Genomic DNA, 17,686 nt, shown 5'->3' with positions numbered 1-17,686 from the left:
GCCCATTTCGTGGGTGACGCAGACCATGGTCATGCCTTCCTGGGCCAAGGTCTTCATGACGTCCAGTACCTCGCCGACCATCTCCGGGTCGAGCGCCGAGGTCGGCTCGTCGAACAGCATCACCTTCGGGTCCATCGCCAACGCACGGGCAATCGCCACTCGCTGCTGCTGGCCACCCGAGAGCCGCGACGGGTACTCGTTGGCCTTTTGCGAAATACCCACTTTCTCCAGCAGCGCCCGGGCCTTGGCTTCACGCTCGGCCTTGTTGCGCTTGCGCACCACCTTCTGCGCCAGGCACAGGTTCTCCAGCACGGTCATGTGCGGGAACAGGTTGAAGTGCTGGAACACCATGCCGACTTCGCGGCGGTAGGCGTTGATGTCGGTCTTCGGGTCGGCCAGTTGCAGGCCATCGATGGCCACATGGCCTTCGTCGAAATGCTCCAGGCCATTGAGGCAGCGCAGGAAGGTCGACTTGCCCGAACCCGACGGGCCGAGCACCACCACCACTTCGCCCTTGGCGACTTGCGTGGTGACGTTATCCACAGCCCGCACCACGTGGCCACGGGTGTCGAAGACTTTCAGCAGATCACGGACTTCAATCACTTTGCGCAAGCCTCCGCTCGAGCCGGCTGGCGATATGCGACAGCGGCAGGTTGATCAGCAGGTACAGGCCTGCGACGCAGAACCAGATCTCGAAAGTCGAGAACGACGTGGTGATGGCCTCGCGGCCACTCTTGGTCAATTCGGTGATGGCGATCACCGACACCAGCGAGGTGTCCTTGACCAGGCTGATGAACTGCCCGGCCAGCGGCGGCAGCACGCGCTTGAACGCCTGCGGCAGGATCACGTGGCGCATCGACTGGCCCGCGTTCAGGCCCAGCGAGCGCGCAGCCTCGTTCTGCCCCTTGGCAATCGACTGTACGCCGGCGCGGACGATTTCCGCCACATAAGCGCCGGTAAACAGCGCCAGCGCGGCCACCCCGGCAAACTCGCGGGACAGGTTGAGCACGGTGCCGATAAAGAAGTAGAAAATGAAGATCTGTACCAGCAACGGTGTGCCACGCACCAGTTCGACATAAACGGTCGACAGGTCGCGCAGGGTCGGGTTGTTCGACAACCGGCACAAGCCAGCGAACAGGCCGATCACCAGGCCCAGCGCGCCAGACACCACCGAGATCCACAAGGTGGTCCACAGGCCCCAGGCCAGCGGGCCGGCCGCCCAGTGACGGGTAACGCCGACCTGATCGCCTTCGGCGACGTCGTCGCCGCGGCTCAGTTGCAGGCTGTCCTTGGCCACGTCGAGCACTTGCTCGTCGCCGTTTTCGTCCTTGAGCGTGACACGCGCGGTGTCACCGGAAACGACGATCTCCTGCACGCTACCGTATCCAGCGGCACGCTGTACTTCCTCGGCCTTGTAGGCGAAGTACTGCGGTACGCGGTTCCAGCGCCACTCGTAGGAAATCATCGAGGTGGCCATGTACAGGCTGAGCGCCAGGCCCACCAGGACCAGGGCGGTCAACCCGTGCCAGGGCCACTGGGCTTTCTTGTGTTTGATCACGTGGGGTACTTCCGTAAATGCGAACGCGCAGGGTTTGCCTGCGCGTCGGGGTCAAAAGCCGGGCTTGTGGCCTGGGCCTTATTCCATTTCCTTCAGCCAGTCCTTGTTCTTGAACCACTTGTCGTGAATACGATCGTAGGTCCCGTCATGCTTGATCTGGTGCAGGAAGTTGTTGATGAAGTTGATGCTGTCGTAGTCGCCTTTCTTCAGGCCGAAGGCCAGCGGCTCGTAGGTGAAGGGTTCTTCGAGGAACAGCAGCTTGCCGGCACCGGCCTTCTCGACCGCCACCACGTTGTACGGTGCGTCGTAGACGAAGGCGTCGGCCTTGCCGTTGACCACGTCCATCACTGCTTCCTGCTCGTTGTCATAGCCGTGGTACTTGGCTTTGCCGATCAGCTTTTTGGAAACCATCTCGCCGGTGGTACCCAGCTTCGAAGTCAGGCGGTACTTCTCGTTGTTCAGGTCTTTGTACGACTTGATCTCGCCAGCCAGCTCCTTGCGAATCAGCAGGGTCTGGCCAACCACGATGAAGGGTTCGCTGAAGTTCAGCCGCAGGTTACGTTCCTGGGTCAGGGTCATGCCGCTGCCGATCATGTCGAACTTGTCGGTCAGCAGGGCCGGGATGATACCGTCATAGGCGGTGGAAACAGCCTCGAACTTGACGCCCATGGATTTGGCCATGGCTTTGAGGATATCGACTTCAAAGCCGATGATCTCGCCGCGTTTGTTGGTCATCTGGAACGGCATGTAGGTTGGGTCCATGCCCACCCGCAGCGTGCCGCGCTTGACCGCTTCATCGATGGCGCCAGCCTGGGCCGCAGTTACTGCGACCAGGGCGGTAACACCGACCAGCAGTCGCGAAAGGTATTTCTTGATCATCACCAAGTCCCCTAGCAAGAAAAGAAGCGAGTCTTATTGTCTTGGCACGGCCGTACCGGCCGATGCGCATTATCGGAGAGGGATGCTAACGCATGGCGGCGCTCGGACCTAGAGCCGGGGGGGACTTTGTTGGCCAAAATCCAAGATGCAGGGACATTGCTGGCGAGGGCATCGCCCTCGTTTTGCGACACAAGGCCGCTCCTACAAGGGAATGCATATCCCTGCAGGAGCGGCCTTGTGTCGCGACAGGGCCGCAAAGCGGCCCCAAGCCCTGTCAGGCGCCGACGAGTGCCGGTTGGCCTTCATTCTCCGGGTGCAGTGGCAGCAGCGGCGAATGCGGGTCGTTCTTGATCGAGGCACGCCACACATCGATCCACGCCGCATTGTGCTGCGCCCAGACCTGCTCGTGCAGGCGGCTCAAGGCCACCGGGTCGCTGAGCAAGGCCAGGCGGGTATTGAGGTCCAGCCCTTTCGGCCCGGTTTCAAGCGCCTTGGCCACGCGCTCTGCACGCAGCGCCTCGATCGGCGCAGCCTCGCCGTGACGGGCAGTGGCCATGGCGCAGGCCAGGGCATTCTGCCGCGGGTCGACCACCGCACGTACGAAGCCGTCATGCAGGGCGTGCCAGCGGTTTTCGTGGGTGTACTGGTCGGTCGCCAGCAGCTCTTGCGGCGTCGCGTATTCCTCGGGGATGAGGAACAGCTTCTCGTCCTTGGCTGCCAGGCCCAGGCGGGTACGGCTTGAGATGACCGATACCGGGATCGACAGCACCAGCGAGCCAACGATCGGCGCCAGCCACCACAGGAAGCTCGGGTTCAGCCACGCCACCAGCCCGGCCCAGGCAAAGCCCAGCAGGGTCTGCGGGCCATGGCGGCGCAGCGCTTCGCTCCACGGGGTGGAGTCATCGTCACGCTGCGGCGAGTTCCAGGTCGCCGCCCAGCCGAGGAACGCGGCCAGGACGAAGCGGGTGTGGAAGATCATCCGTACCGGCGCCAGCAGCATGGAGAACAGCATCTCCATCAGCATCGACAGGGTGACCTTGATGCGCCCGCCAAATTCGACGGCGCCCTTGGCCCAGATCAGGATGACACTGAGCAGCTTGGGCAGGAACAGCAGTACGATAGTGGTGGAGAACAGCGCCACGGCCTTCTCCGGATGCCACTGCGGCCACAGCGGGTACAGTTGGTACGGCTCGATGAAGTACTGCGGCTCCATCAGCGTGTTGGTCGCCAGCAGTGCGGTAGACAGCACCAGGAACAGGAACCACAGCGGCGCCGACAGGTACGACATCACGCCGGTGAGGAACACCGCACGGTGAACCGGGTGCATGCCCTTGACCAGGAACAGGCGGAAGTTCATCAGGTTCCCGTGGCACCAGCGGCGGTCGCGCTTGAGCTCGTCGAGCAGGTTCGGCGGCAATTCTTCGTAGCTGCCCGGCAGGTCATAGGCAATCCACACGCCCCAGCCGGCGCGGCGCATCAGCGCAGCTTCGACGAAGTCGTGGGAAAGAATGGCCCCGGCGAACGCGCCCTTGCCCGGCAACGGCGCCAGGGCGCAGTGCTCGATGAACGGCTTCATGCGGATGATCGCGTTATGGCCCCAGTAGTGCGACTCGCCCAGCTGCCAGAAGTGCAGGCCGGCAGTGAACAGCGGGCCGTACACGCGGGTAGCAAACTGCTGCATGCGTGCATACAGGGTGTCCATGCCCGAGGCTTTCGGCCCGGTCTGGATGATGCCGGCGTCCGGGTTGGCCTCCATCAGGCGCACCAGGCTGCTCAGGCATTCGCCGCTCATGACGCTGTCGGCGTCGAGCACGACCATATACTTGTACTCGCCACCCCAGCGACGGCAGAAGTCGTCGAGGTTCCCGCTCTTGCGCTTGACGCGACGGCGGCGACGGCGGTAGAAGATGCGGCCAAAGCCCTTGGTCTCGCGGCACACGTCCAGCCAGGCCTGTTGCTCGGCCACGGCGATGTCAGTGTCGTTGGTATCGCTGAGCACAAAGAAGTCGAAGCGGTCGAGGTTGCCACTGGCAGCCACCGACTCGAAAGTCGCCCGCAAGCCTGCGAACACGCGCGGCACGTCTTCGTTGCAGATCGGCATCACCAGCGCGGTACGCGCCTCGGGCGCAATCGGCTCGTTGCCTGCACTGCTACCCGAAATCTTGTACTTGTCACGCCCGGTGAGCAGCTCGAGGAAGCCCATCAAAGCGGTCCAGAAACCAGCCGAAACCCAGCAGAACAGGATACCGAACAGCACCAGGATGGACGTCTGCAAGGCATACGGCCAGACCTGCACCACGGTGTCCCACAGCGGCTGCCTGACGACTTCGTCCAGGTCGACGAACGACCAGCCCTGGTACGGCAGGATGCCCTTCATGTACCAGCCGGCAACGATGGTCTGGCCGATCATCAGGGCCAGCAGGATGTAGCGGCGGATCGAACCGACCGTGCGCCAGCGCGCCGCCGGCAGCTCGCGCTTGGGTGGTTGCGGGGCATTGGTGCGCCCGGTCATGCGCCGCCACAGGCGGATCAGTACGTTGGTGCGCCATGGCTCGGGCACGACCTTGGTACGCTTGATCGGCGGCGCGATCTTCAGGCACAGGCGGCCGCTGCCGTCGACCCCGAGCATCTCGGCGTCTTCCAGCTCGGCAGCGCTGCCCACGGTCAGGCGCGTGCCGACCGAAGCCTGCACGGCCTCGGTGGCATTGGCGGCCGGGTTGGCCGCCAGGCGTTGGTGCAGCTCACCGAACGACGTGCAGCTGGCGAGTTCCGCGCGCTGCTCATCGCTCAGTGGGAGGTGGGCCAGGTATTCGCCAAGCGATTCTGGCCTTGCGCTTGAGTTACTCATCGGCAGGCAACTGATAGCTCCAGGTCTCGGTCAGCACTTTTTCAGTGGTGGCCGGGGTCCCGTTGGTGGGCGCCGCATCGGCGGCAGGTTGTTCGGCCTTGGCTGGCTCCGCCTTGGCGGTCTTCTCATGCTTGGCGTGCTTGGCCGCAGCCTTTTCCTGCTTGGTTTCGGCAGCAGGCTTGGCCGGCTCGACCGGCACGTCACGCACCAGCGCAGCGCGCATTTCGGTGGACTTGTTGGCTTCCTTGACCTTCAGGCGCAGGGTCAGGCGCCAGCCCTTGGTCTCCGGGTTATAGCGCAGATTATTCTCGACCACTTCGGCATTGTCGCCAACGCTGATCTGGCTGCGCACTGCGGTGTCTTCCGGCAGGGCGGCCAACGCCGGGCCGGCGAAGTCGACCAGGAAGGCGACACTGCCGTCTGGCTGGCGGATGAGGTTGGACTGCTTGACGTCACCCGTGGAGCGCAGGGTCTGCTTGACCCAACCCAGGTCAGGGGCCTGGAACTGCTGCTCGTCGATGGTCCAGTGCAGGCGGTAGGCGTATTCGAACGGCTTGCCTGGCTCAGGCAACTTCTCCGGGCTCCAGAAGGCAACGATGTTGTCGTTGGTTTCGTCGGCAGTCGGGATTTCCACCAGGTCGACGGTGCCTTTGCCCCAGTCGCCCTTCGGCTCGATCCAGGCGCTCGGGCGCTTCTGGTAGTTGTCGTCGAGGTCTTCGAAGTCGCTGAAGGCGCGCTGACGCTGCATCAGGCCGAAACCACGCGGATTCTCGACACTAAAGTTGCTCACAGCCAGGTGTTTCGGGTTGTTCAACGGGCGCCACAGCCACTCGCCGTTACCGGCATGGATCGACAGGCCTTCAGAGTCGTGCAGGGCCGGGCGATAGTTCAGCACCTTGGAAGGCTGGTTGGGGCCGAACAGGAACATGCTGGTCAGCGGGGCGATACCCAGGCGGCTGACCTGGTCACGCAGGAACACGCGCGACTGCACGTCGACGACGGTATCGGTGCCTGGGCGCAGGATCAGCTTGTAAGCGCCGGTGGAGCGCGGCGAGTCCAGCAGGGCGTAGATCACCAGGTGCTTGTCGGCCGGCTTGGGCTTCTCGACCCAGAACTCGGTGAAGCGCGGGAACTCTTCACCCGACGGCAACGCGGTGTCGATGGCAAGGCCACGGGCCGACAGGCCGTAGACATGGCCCTTGCCGACCACGCGGAAGTAGCTGGCCCCCAGCAGGGTCATGATCTCGTCCTGCTTGTCGGCCTTGTTGATCGGGTAGAGCACGCGGAAACCGGCGTAACCGAGGTTCTTGACGGTTTCCGGGTCATGCGGCACGTCACCGAACTCGAAGCGGCTCGGGTCGTACTTGATTTCCTCGACATTGGTAGCGGTGATCTCGTTGATCTTCACCGGGGTGTCGAAGTGCATGCCCTGGTGGTAGAAGGACAGCTTGAACGGCGTCTTGTCCTTGGCCCACTCGGCCTTTTCCTGCAGGAAGTGAATCTTCTGGTAGTCCGCGAACTTCATGTCGCGGAACGCAGCCGGCAGATTGCTTTTTGGTGCTTCGTATTTCTGGCCGGCCAGATCCTTTGCCTTGGCTGCAACATCGTCAAGATTGAATGCCCACAGCTGGCCCGCGCTCATCAGGCCGACCAGTGCCACACTGGCCATCAGGGCCTTGCGCAGCCCGGTGCCGGGGATTCTAGATGCTTTTTGGGGACTAACAATCACGAGCAACCCTCGCCGAAAACAGATCATGAAACCAACGGCCAGCGACAAATGCCGGGTTGGCGAGCACTGTTCGGACCCCATGAGGGCGTAATGATTCCCCAAACAGGTCCAGACAATGCTCGAGTCAGAGTGAAACGAACCCGCGAACGCAGGCTCACGCAGCGCGCGATTATCCAGCAGGATGCGTTACAACGCATCAGGCCGGACCAACTATTTATCGTACAAAACCCCTTGTTTTCCTATAAACAGAGGGTTTTTTGACCTCATATTTGTAACAAGAATGTCACTGGGCCATCATTGACCAGGTGCACCTGCATATCGGCACCGAAGCGCCCACTTGCCACATCAGCATGCTGGCCACGCGCCTTGTGCACAAGATAGTCGAACAATTCAGCCCCGAGCGCCGGTGGCGCTGCGGTCGAGAAGCTCGGGCGCATCCCGCTGCGGGTATCGGCCGCCAGGGTGAACTGGGACACCAGCAGCAAACCGCCACCGACATCCTTGAGCGACAGGTTCATCTTGCCCTGCTCGTCACTGAACACCCGATAATTGAGCAGCTTGTGCAACAGTTTGTCGGCATGTTCGCGAGTATCTTCAGGTTCTACCGCCACCAGCACCAGCAAACCCTGGTCGATGGCACCGACAATGTCCCCGCCGACCTCCACGCGTGCGCCACGCACGCGCTGCAGCAAGCCCCTCATGCTTCTTCCAGCGGCAGGTCGAGCAGACGGCGGGCCATCTGGTCGGCTGCACGCACCAAGGCATCGGTGATACCAGGCTCGGAGGCAGCATGGCCGGCATCACGGATCACCTTCAGCTCGCTGTTCGGCCAGGCCTGGTGCAGCGCCCAGGCATTGTCCAGCGGGCAGATGACATCGTAGCGACCATGCACGATCACCGCGGGCAGGTGGGCAATCTTCGGCATGTCGCGAATCAGCTGGTCTGGCGCCAGGAACGCGTTATTCATGAAGTAATGGCATTCGATGCGGGCAATCGACAACGCCCGCTGCGGCTCGGAGAAGCGGTCGACCACCAACGGGTTGGGGCGCAACGTGGCCGTACGGCCTTCCCAGGTGGACCAGGCCTTGGCCGCGTGCATCTGGGCGATCTGGTCGTTGCCGGTCAGGCGCTTGTGGAAGGCCTTGACCAGGTCACCACGCTCTTCCGGCGGGATCGGCGCGATGTAGTCCTGCCAGTAGTCCGGGAACATGCGGCTGGCGCCTGCCTGGTAGAACCACTCGATTTCCTGCGGGCGACACAGAAAGATGCCACGCAGGATCAGGCCGTGCACGCGTTCGGGGTGAGTCTGGGCATAGGCCAGAGCGAGGGTCGAGCCCCACGAGCCGCCGAACAGCACCCATTTGTCTATCCCCAGGTGCTTGCGGATGCGCTCCAGGTCCTCGACCAGGTGCCAGGTGGTGTTGTTCTCCAGGCTCGCGTGCGGCGTGGAGCGGCCACAGCCGCGCTGGTCGAAGGTGATGATGCGGTACAGGTTAGGGTCGAAGTAGCAACGGCTCTGGGCATCGCAACCCGCGCCTGGGCCACCGTGGATGAACACCACAGGCAAACCTTCGGGCGACCCGCTTTCATCGACATACAGCACATGCGGCGCTTCCACGGCCAGATCGTGCCGGGCGTAGGGTTTGATCTGCGGGTAGAGGGTCTGCATCGCGCACTCCGTGTGAGGATTAAGTCTGCCGTTGGGCATCATAAACCTGAATTGCGCTTTGAGCATGCCCTCGTACTGTCGAGCGTCAACGTTCGCTCAATCACCGAATAAACATATCTACCGCATGCGGGCCAAGCGCAGGGACATAGTCACTGGGCCATTTACTGCTTATAGGCTCATCATGACCTTGGATAAGGAAAACAGCATCGCCTACGCGCTGATTGCCGAGAAAACCCCCGAATGGATGAAAACCGCGCCGCCATCTAGCCATGCCCTGATGAAACAGGTGATCAGCGACCATGCGATTACATTGCAACAGGCTTGCCAGGCTGAACCGGCCATTGCCAAGGCACTGGCAACCGAGCACGCGCGCGTGCAGGCCGCTGCGGTTGAGGTGCAGGCCCTGTACAAGAACCTGCCGGGCCTGAAAGCATTCGCCAGCGAACAGTTGAACACCGCCATCAAAGACACCTTCGGCCTCGAGGTGGATGTCAGCAACCACTATCTGCTGGACGTCAGGCACCTCGACCAGCAACCGGGGCAGGACCTGAGGGCTTACAAACAGGCCACCCATTCCTTGCTGGAAAGTGCGCTGCGAAACTTCGAAGCCAGTGCGGCCGAGCCCGGGGGGATGGATAACGCCGATGCCCTGCTCAAGAAGTCGGTCATCCTCGACGCCAAAGGCTTCACGGGCACAGTACCGATCCCCAATGCCCTCGACATCGCACCCGAGCGTTTTGCCCGCTTGTGCCGCGAGTTGGACATCGGTGGCCAATACCAGGCAAAACTGCACGCCATTCACTACAGCGACATCGAGACCGGCGCGACCAACCAGACGGCCTACGAAAAAATTGCAGAGCTCGAACGCTGCCTCTTCATCCAAAGCCTGCACCTTGCCCGGCTACACAACGACATCAGCCATAGCTTCTATGAGGCAGCCCTGGCGCTGCCTCTGGACGCTCCGGTGCAATCACCCACCCTGACGTTCAGTGTCCTTTCGCTGTGGGATGTGCAACTGACGCGCCTGCGCCTGTTTGAATACAGGCCAAGCGGAGGGAAAGCCTCGGTGGCGCTTTACGTTCCCGGCGACGCCGAGACACCGCTGAAAGCGTTCGCATCACAGACAGAGGCCGAGCTATGGCTGCGTGATCGCGTGCTCGACAGAACCGATTACCTCGAACACTGCATGAAGGAACGCGACAAGGCCCTCCTGCAGACCAAGTTGCTGGACAGGCTGATGCCTTACACGTTGACGGTGAAAGGCACTCACGAACGTACCGCAGACCCTCACGCGGCGTTGCACCTGCAAGCGCGGCAGTTGAACGGCTCCCTGTTGCAAGGCCTGGTCACGGAAAAAGTCTTCCGCCATGAGGAAGACGCAGCCTTCCATGCCATTCCGACGAGCCTGATCGATACTGTCAGCGCGGTGTCTTACCGGGAGCACTTGCTGCAAAAAGCCCTGACTGCGCTCAACATAGCCGGTTTCTTCTTACCCGTCGTCGGCGAGGTCATGCTGGGTGTATGCGCCTTGCAACTGGCTAATGAGGTCTACGAAGGCATCGAAAGCTGGGCCCATGATGATCAACAGCAGGCGTATCAATACCTGTTGGACGTGGTGACGAACGTGGCTGAGATGGCAGCGTTCACCCTGGCCATAAACGCCGTCGGAGGCGGTTTGGGCGCGGCTATCGGCGGGGCGGCCGAGCCAGCGCCTTTGCCTGAGCCCATCCCGGTGGAAACACCTTCATTCATCGAAGAGCTCGACGATGTGGAGCTTCCCGAGGGCCAGACCAAACTGTGGCGCGCCGACCTTGCACCCTACGCCCAACCAATCGACCTACCCGATACTCTCCAACCCGACAGCCTGGGGCTGCGTCATCATCAGGGCAGAAGCTGGCTGATAATCGACGGTCAGGCCTACTCGATCACGCGCTCAGCCGAAGGCGATGGTTACCGCATCGAACATCCCACCCGTCCAGATGCCTATCAGCCACCTCTGCGCCACAATGGCGCCGACATCTGGTTACATCCATTGGACCGCCCCGAACAATGGCAGGTAAGTCAACTGCTGGGCCGCTCGGGAGTACGCCATGAGCAGATCGACAGCAACACCGCTCTGCGCCTCTTGAACATAAGCGGCATCAGCGAGGATGCCTTGCGCACAGTACTCTGCGATAACCAGCGCTTGCCTGGCCAACTGGACGACACCTTTGCCCGCTTCAAGCTGTACCAGGCCATAGAGCAGGCCAACGACTCGGCACCACCTGGGGAGATCCAGCGCGAGTTCCAGCAGAAGTATCAGCGTTTTCCCACAAGCCGGGCGCCTGGTGCCGAAATGATACGTACGCGCTATCCGCAGCTTCCCTCCCCCGTCATCGATGAACTGCTGGGTAATGCCACCGCTGCCGAACTGGGCGAACTGGGCAATGGCAAGGTGCCCAGGCGCCTTGCCGATGAAGTACGCCTGCTGCAGCAGCAGATCAGGCTCAATCGCGCTTACGAAGGGCTGTACCTGGACCGTTTGCGCAATTGGGACACCGATCGCTTGGCACTGCGCACCCTTGAGCAGTTACCTGGCTGGCCAGCGGATATCAGCTTTACCCTGGAACAGCGCCTGTACTCACCCAGCCAACGTTTCCGCATCGGCCCCGACGATGCTTCGCCAGGCCCCACGATTATCAGTGCTCAGGCCGGCTATATACGGGTGCGCAGCGAAAGCCCCGATGCACCGCTGAACGCCCACACCTCGTTGTACGGAGCGTTATTCGAAGCGCTCAGCGAAGCACAGCGCGTGGCACTCGGCATCGACGACGAGCACGCACTCAAGGCAATGGTTCAACAGGCCGCCCCGTTACCGCGCGCTGCTCTGAGGCAGGTACTGGGGATGCAGCCGGTGGCCCCCGATTTCCGATCGCCGATGCGCTTGGCCAACGGACGTATAGGCTATCCCTTGGGCGGGACTCGCCCGCGCAACAGCAGTATTTCACGACAAACGCTGCTCGCCAGGATCAGGCAGGTCGGCCTGTACGCTCCCCTGCCGCGCTCCGCCGAAGAGACGTTGGCTGTACTGGAAAGTCGTAATCTCGACCGCACGGCCATCAACCACCAACTCGACAACCTGCTGGAACAACGCAGTCAACTGCAGTCCAGCCTCAGCAACTGGCGGCAGAGGGTGGCCGTACTGCCCGATCAGAGCGCTGCCGACTTCGATCAATTGGCCAATGCGATCACGCAGCATTGGTATGATCACGCCTTTGCAGCAGATGGCACCGTGACTACGCCCCTGCGCCTTGAGCGGTTGTCGCTGTTGGATTTTCCTCTTGATTTACCTGCGTTCTTCACGACAGCGGTCAGGGACCTGCAACTGCACGAAACCCAACCTGAACGCTACGAAAGCGTGCGCGAACACACGCCGCGCCTGAACAGCATGCTGCGGCAATTCGCCAACCTGAGAACACTCGAGATCAGCCGCGCTTATCGGCAAGAAGCGCCACCTTCACCGTTCTTGTTCAGCTTGCCGCTGATCGCAGAGCAGCTGCCCTTGTTGCAGGCGTTGAGCCTGACCCACCAGAACATCCAGGTTTCCCTAGCAGATACCGAAAGCCTTGTGGGCCTCGCCGACCTTCGCCACCTGGACCTCAGCGGCAATCGCTTATCCGACGACAATCCACCCGACTTCAGCCGGTTGAGGCTGACTTATCTGGGTTTGGACAACATGCAGCTTGAACACTGGCCAGACGGGCTGTCCTACAACACCGTGTCGCGCATGCAACAGATTTCCCTTCAAAATAACCAGATCACGTTGCTTCCTCACTTCCTGCAGGAAAGAGTTCACGGCATTCCCGAACATCCTCAAGTGCTCCTGCAAGGCAATCCCATCAGTTATGACCATATGTTGGCAGTGATGCTCGACCAGTACGGTTTGGGGGCGCACTTGGAGTGGGACCAACCCGATGATTTCCGTGAGCTTCTGGCTCAACATCTGGAACGGCGTCAGCAACTGCACGACTATCTGGACAATTACGTCAATGCCTCCTCCTCCACCACATCAATCAGCCAGGCAGTGCTGGCCGGCAGAATGCGCATCGCTACGGCACTCAGGCAGTTCTGGAGTAGCCAGGAAATCCGGCGGCTAAGCACCCCGCTGCGCTTGTCAGGTGTTGCATTGGAGTTGTTCCCAGCGCGGTTACCCGCGTTCTTCACCGAACGTGTCAACAACCTCAGCCTCGAAAATATCAGCGGTACCACCACGCAACTGCAAGGCCTGCTCAGTCACTTCCCGCAGATGACTAGCTTGACCCTGGAAAATTACGTGCGGGCACAACAAGATTTGCCGAATGCGCTGCAGCAGGCCCCGCAGCTTACCTACCTGGCACTGCGCTATACCGGCCTGGAGGTCAATCAGGACTTCATGGATGCATTGGCGCCACTGGGCAGGCTCGAAATACTGGACCTCAGCAACAACCGCGTTGGCACGATTACCGAGGCACCACGGACACTCACGCGCCTGCGGCGTCTCGACCTCAACGACATGCACCTTGACCAATGGCCAGCCTGGGTAGATGACCTGTTACCACTGGAAATGCTGGATCTGAGCGATAACCAAATCACGGAGCTACCCGCCCACATCTGGCAGAACCTCAACAACCCCGTGCTCGTCAGCACACTGAGTATGGAAGGGAACCCGCTGACAGCCGAAATGGTTCATCGCGCACGTGCATCATCGGAAAGCCGCAGCAGCTTCACGTTAAGGTTCGATGCCCCTGACGTATGGGACGAGGCGCTGTTCAACGAGTTTCTCGAAACCGATTCGCGCTTGCTCATCGACGACACCCCCCGGCTCACGGACTGGCTCCTGGCTTCAGAGGTGGAGAACGACGCCTTGCGCGACACCTGGGAACAACTTGAGCAATCGGGTGATGCCCAGGACCTGCTCGCCTTGGTGGGCCGGCTGAGAAACGCGTCCACCTACCGCAGCGAGGACACCCGCGTGGAGTTCTGCGCGCGGGTGCGCAAGGTACTGGTCAGAGCATGGCTCCACCCTGATGAACGGGCTCTTTTCAATATCCAGGCCAATGAAGCCCTGACAAAAGAAGATGGTAGCCACACCTGCCATGACGGCGCACTGCTGACGTTCAAGAATATCGAGTTCTACATTGCCAACGAGCAGTTGCACTTCGACGGCACGGACAACGAGGCCAACCTTTACCGTGAACTTCGCCGCCTGTATCGCCTGCATAAGGTAGATGAGGTGGCCACGCGCGAAGCCGGCGACCGGGATGTCGCCGAGGTGCGCCTGACGTACCTGCGCGAACTGAACGGTCCACTTCAGCTTGGGCAGCCTGTCGACCGGCTACTTTACGCGATCAATCCGAGTATCGAGGAATTGATCGATGCCGAGCTGCAGGTTCAGCGTGGCGAGCACGGCGAGGAGTTCCTGCGCTTTGCCGCCGCCAACGAAGTGTGGGTCCAGCACTTGCGCCAGTTTCATGAGGAGCGTTTCGCGCAGATAGAAAGCGATTACCGGGACCAGGTCATGGATTTGCAGGACCGCAACCCGGATCGTCCCCTGGATTCGCTGACTGAAGCGTTCAATGCCCTGGAAACACGGCGGCAAGCCCGCGAATCCCGTCTTATCCGCGAACTCACCGCCTTCGCCGACCCTGATCGCAGGCCACGCTCTTCGAGTGAATGACCGGGGTTAACGACCGTAGCGCTCACGCCCCCATGCCAATGTCGTTTCAAGTAACTTGCGCAGCACCTGCTGGGTGTTCTGCGCAAGTTCTTCGCGATAGGCGAATGGCTCGCGCTCTTCCATGTAAGTGCTTTGAGCAAGCTCCAACTGCACTGCGTGGATGTGATCCTGCGGGTTACCGTAATGCCGGGTGATGTGGCCGCCCTTGAAGCGCCCGTTCAGCACATGGCTGTAGGCGGGTGCCTGCGCACAAACGCCACGCAGCCGTTCGGCCAGATCAGGATCGCAACTGGCACCGTTGAACGTACCCAGGTTGAAGTCCGGTAACTTGCCGTCGAACAGGTGCGGGATCAGCGAGCGGATCGAGTGGGCATCCCACAGCAGTGCGTAGCCGAACTCATCGCGCAGGCGCACCAGTTCATCCTGAATGGCCTGGTGATACGGTCGCCAGATCTGCTCAAGGTAGGTCTTGCGCTCGTCGGCGGACGGCACCTGCCCCTCCTTGAACAGCGGCTCGCCCTCGAACAGCGTGGCCGGATACAAGCCCGTGGTCGCGCCAGCGTACAGCGGTTTGTCGTCATCCGGCCGGTTCAGGTCGATTACGAAACGCGAATACTCCGCCGCCACAACGCTGGCTCCCAGTTCGCGGGCGAAGTCGTAAAGGCGCGGGATATGCCAGTCGGTATCGGGCAGGCTGCGCGCCTGCTCGACCAGGCCATCGCGCACAGCTGGGGTCAGTTTCAGGCCCGCGTGGGGCATGCTGATCAACAGGGGCAAACGGCCCTGGTGGAAACTCAGTACCTTGTCCATCTTGCCTCGCTCAGTTGGATATCTCGTGGCCCTTGCGCACCACTCGCTTGGGCAGGTCGCCGCCCAGCCAGTAGGCCAGGTCAGCGGGACGGGCGATCTGCCAGGCGACGAAGTCCGCCGCCTTGCCGGCTTCCAGCGTGCCGTGGCTGTGGCCAAGGCCCAGCGCCGTGGCGGCATGGGTTGTGACGCCGGCCAGGGCTTCTTCCGGGGTCATGCGGAACAGCGTGCAGCCCATGTTCAGCATCAGCCGCAGGGATAACCCGGGCGAAGTACCCGGGTTGAGGTCGCTGGCCAGGGCAATCTTCACGCCGTGGCGGCGCAGCGCATCCATCGGCGGCAGCTGAGTTTCGCGCAGGAAATAGAAGGCGCCCGGCAGCAGCACGGCAACCGTGCCAGCGGCGGCCATGGCAATTGCGTCTTCCTCGGTCATGAACTCCAGGTGGTCGGCCGACAGCGCCTGGTAGCGTGCTGCCAGGCTGGAGCCATGCAACGAGGACAGCTGCTCGGCATGCAGCTTCACTGGCAGGCCCAGTTCCTGCGCCTTGATGAACACCTTTTCGACTTGTACCGGGGAGAACGCCAGGTGTTCGCAGAAGGCGTCCACCGCATCCACCAGGCCTTCCGCGGCCAGAGCCGGCAGCATCTCGTCACAGACGTGCGCAATGTAGTCGTCCGCCCGGCCGGCGTATTCCGGCGGCAAGGCATGGGCGGCCAGGCAGGTGGCGCGCACCGCCAACGGCAGCTCGTCGGCCAGCCGCCGGGCTACACGCAGCATCTTGCGCTCATTGGCCAAGTCCAGGCCATAGCCGGACTTGACCTCAAGGGTGGTCACGCCATCGCGCATCAACGCCTGGACCCGCTGGCGAGCACTGGCGAACAGCTCATCCTCGCTGGCCGCGCGGGTGGCCCGCACGGTGCTGGCGATACCGCCGCCCTGGGCGGCGATCTCGGCATAGCTGACGCCCTGCAGGCGCTGCTCGAACTCGCCGCTGCGGTTGCCACCGAACACCGCATGGGTGTGGCAGTCAATCAGCCCCGGGGTGACCCAGGCGCCGCCCAGGTCCACCGTGCGGTCAACGTCGAACGGCTGCAACTCGGTGCGTTGGCCAATCCACTCGATAAGCCCGGCACTGGTGACGATGGCCGCATCCTCGATGATCGAGTAACGGCCCTCGGCCATGGTTGCCGCGTGGCAGTGCTGCCAGAGGGTTCTCATGTGCAATCTCCTTGACTAGCGGTGCAGCTCGACCGGTACGTGCTTGCCTGCGCGCGGCTTGCACCACAGCAGGTAGGACGCCACCAGGAACACCACCCAGACCACACCGACCAGCAAGGCCGCCTGGGTATCCGGGAAGTAACCGAGCACACCGAAAATGAACACCATGAAGGCGATGGCCATGGCCGGGCCATAGGGCCAGAACGGTACCGGGAACTTCAGCTGGGCCGCCTCTTCACGGCTCATGCTGCGGCGCATGGCCACCTGGGTGACCAGGATCATCAGCCACACCCACACGGTGGCGAAGGTCGCGATGGATGCGATCAGCAGGAACACGTTTTCCGGGATCAGGTAGTTGAGCAACACCCCGACCAGCAACGCCGCGCCCATGACCACCACGGTCATCCATGGCACACCGTGCTTGGACAACTTGCCAAAGCTGCGCGGCGCGTGGCCTTGCTGGGCCAGGCCATACATCATGCGGCCGGCACCGAAGATGTCGCTGTTGATCGCCGAAATCGCGGCCGAGATCACCACGATGTTCAGCACGGCAGCGGCCGAACCGATGCCCAGGTTGCTGAAAATCTGCACGAACGGGCTGCCCTCGCTGCCAATCTGCGGCCACGGGTACAGGCACATCAGCACGAACAGGGTGAGCACGTAGAACAGCAGGATGCGCAGGGGCACGGCGTTGATCGCCTTGGGGATGACGCGCTGCGGATCTTTGGCTTCACCGGCGGTGACGCCGATGATCTCGATGCCGCCGAAGGCGAACATCACCACGGCGAAGGAGGCGATCAGGCCGCCGATGCCATTGGGCATGAAGCCGCCATGCTCGATCAGGTTACTGATACCCACCGCATGTTCGCCACTCACCTGACTGAAGCCGAAGGCCATGATGCCGAGGCCGGCCAGGATCATCGCCACGATGGCGCCGACCTTGAGCAGCGACAGCCAGAATTCCATTTCGCCGAAGACCTTGACGTTGCACAGGTTGAGGCCGCCGATCACGAAGACGATGCCCAGCACCCAGATCCAGCGGGCCACTTCGGGGAACCAGAAGCCCATGTAGATACCGAAGGCGGTAATGTCGGCGATGGCGACGATGACCATCTCGAAGGCGTAGGTCCAGCCGAGGATGAAGCCGGCCATGGGGCCGAGGTAGGTGGTGGCATAGTGGCCAAAGGAGCCGGCCACCGGGTTGTGCACGGCCATTTCGCCGAGGGCGCGCATGACCATGAACACCGCAGCGCCACCGATCAGGTAGGCCAGCAGCACAGCC

11 protein-coding genes are annotated in these 17,686 nt (G+C 61.9%); 1 reads left to right on the top strand and 10 read right to left on the bottom strand.

From position 1 onward, the window contains the following. From APH27_RS24435 to pip, 7 genes are all read right to left on the bottom strand, one after another. On the bottom strand, window positions 1–603 hold a 603-nt coding region (locus APH27_RS24435), incomplete at its 3' end, for an amino acid ABC transporter ATP-binding protein (protein ID WP_060486123.1). After that, window positions 596–1,558: an amino acid ABC transporter permease gene (locus APH27_RS24430; protein WP_033696626.1), complete on the bottom strand. Its 963-nt coding sequence runs from the start codon at window positions 1,556–1,558 to the stop codon at window positions 596–598. The genes APH27_RS24430 and APH27_RS24435, both read right to left, overlap by 8 nt. A 78-nt stretch (window positions 1,559–1,636) precedes the next feature. Next, the gene (locus APH27_RS24425) at window positions 1,637–2,434 is read right to left on the bottom strand and encodes a transporter substrate-binding domain-containing protein (protein WP_027921050.1); all 798 of its coding nucleotides are present in this window, start codon (window positions 2,432–2,434) and stop codon (window positions 1,637–1,639) included. A gap of 277 nt (window positions 2,435–2,711) precedes the next feature. Next, on the bottom strand, window positions 2,712–5,285 hold the full coding sequence (mdoH, locus tag APH27_RS24420) for a glucans biosynthesis glucosyltransferase MdoH (RefSeq protein ID WP_027921049.1): 2,574 nt from the start codon (window positions 5,283–5,285) through the stop codon (window positions 2,712–2,714). Further along, window positions 5,278–7,014 carry a glucan biosynthesis protein G gene (locus tag APH27_RS24415; RefSeq protein ID WP_202818628.1) on the bottom strand — a complete coding sequence of 579 codons (1,737 nt, stop codon included), beginning with the start codon at window positions 7,012–7,014 and terminating at the stop codon, window positions 5,278–5,280. Before APH27_RS24415 ends, mdoH begins: the two co-directional genes overlap by 8 nt. A 263-nt stretch (window positions 7,015–7,277) precedes the next feature. Continuing rightward, complete coding sequence (dtd, locus tag APH27_RS24410) at window positions 7,278–7,715, bottom strand: D-aminoacyl-tRNA deacylase (protein WP_027921047.1); 438 nt, start codon at window positions 7,713–7,715, stop codon at window positions 7,278–7,280. Beyond that, complete coding sequence (gene pip, locus APH27_RS24405) at window positions 7,712–8,683, bottom strand: prolyl aminopeptidase (protein ID WP_027921046.1); 972 nt, start codon at window positions 8,681–8,683, stop codon at window positions 7,712–7,714. The genes dtd and pip overlap by 4 nt, the downstream gene beginning before the upstream one ends. Window positions 8,684–8,864: 181 nt before the next feature. Between pip and APH27_RS24400 the strand changes: the two genes are divergently transcribed. Then, on the top strand, window positions 8,865–14,378 hold the full coding sequence (locus APH27_RS24400) for a dermonecrotic toxin domain-containing protein (RefSeq protein WP_060486122.1): 5,514 nt from the start codon (window positions 8,865–8,867) through the stop codon (window positions 14,376–14,378). A gap of 6 nt (window positions 14,379–14,384) precedes the next feature. Here the strand turns inward: APH27_RS24400 and hutG are convergent, their stop codons facing one another. The 3 genes from hutG to APH27_RS24385 all read right to left on the bottom strand — a co-directional run. Beyond that, the gene (gene hutG / locus APH27_RS24395) at window positions 14,385–15,188 is read right to left on the bottom strand and encodes an N-formylglutamate deformylase (protein WP_060486121.1); all 804 of its coding nucleotides are present in this window, start codon (window positions 15,186–15,188) and stop codon (window positions 14,385–14,387) included. A 10-nt stretch (window positions 15,189–15,198) separates the two neighbouring features. Further along, window positions 15,199–16,404 carry an imidazolonepropionase gene (gene hutI, locus APH27_RS24390; RefSeq protein WP_060486120.1) on the bottom strand — a complete coding sequence of 402 codons (1,206 nt, stop codon included), beginning with the start codon at window positions 16,402–16,404 and terminating at the stop codon, window positions 15,199–15,201. Window positions 16,405–16,419: 15 nt separating this feature from the next. Continuing rightward, window positions 16,420–17,686 (bottom strand): amino acid permease (locus tag APH27_RS24385; RefSeq protein ID WP_060486119.1); only part of this gene is annotated, 1,267 nt, incomplete at its 5' end.

Source organism: Pseudomonas sp. NBRC 111123 (assembly GCF_001320205.1).
GTDB lineage: Bacteria > Pseudomonadota > Gammaproteobacteria > Pseudomonadales > Pseudomonadaceae > Aquipseudomonas > Aquipseudomonas putida_J.
This window is presented reverse-complemented; position numbering and strand designations above follow the sequence as displayed.

Bases quoted from the DNA above. Each gene is read 5' to 3' on its own strand.
- mdoH (WP_027921049.1), bottom strand. From the start codon at position 5,285: ATGAGTAACTCAAGCGCAAGGCCAGAATCGCTTGGCGAATACCTGGCC.
- dtd (WP_027921047.1), bottom strand. From the start codon at position 7,715: ATGAGGGGCTTGCTGCAGCGCGTGCGTGGCGCACGCGTGGAGGTCGGC.
- pip (WP_027921046.1), bottom strand. From the start codon at position 8,683: ATGCAGACCCTCTACCCGCAGATCAAACCCTACGCCCGGCACGATCTG.
- APH27_RS24400 (WP_060486122.1), top strand. From the start codon at position 8,865: ATGACCTTGGATAAGGAAAACAGCATCGCCTACGCGCTGATTGCCGAG.
- hutG (WP_060486121.1), bottom strand. From the start codon at position 15,188: ATGGACAAGGTACTGAGTTTCCACCAGGGCCGTTTGCCCCTGTTGATC.
- hutI (WP_060486120.1), bottom strand. From the start codon at position 16,404: ATGAGAACCCTCTGGCAGCACTGCCACGCGGCAACCATGGCCGAGGGC.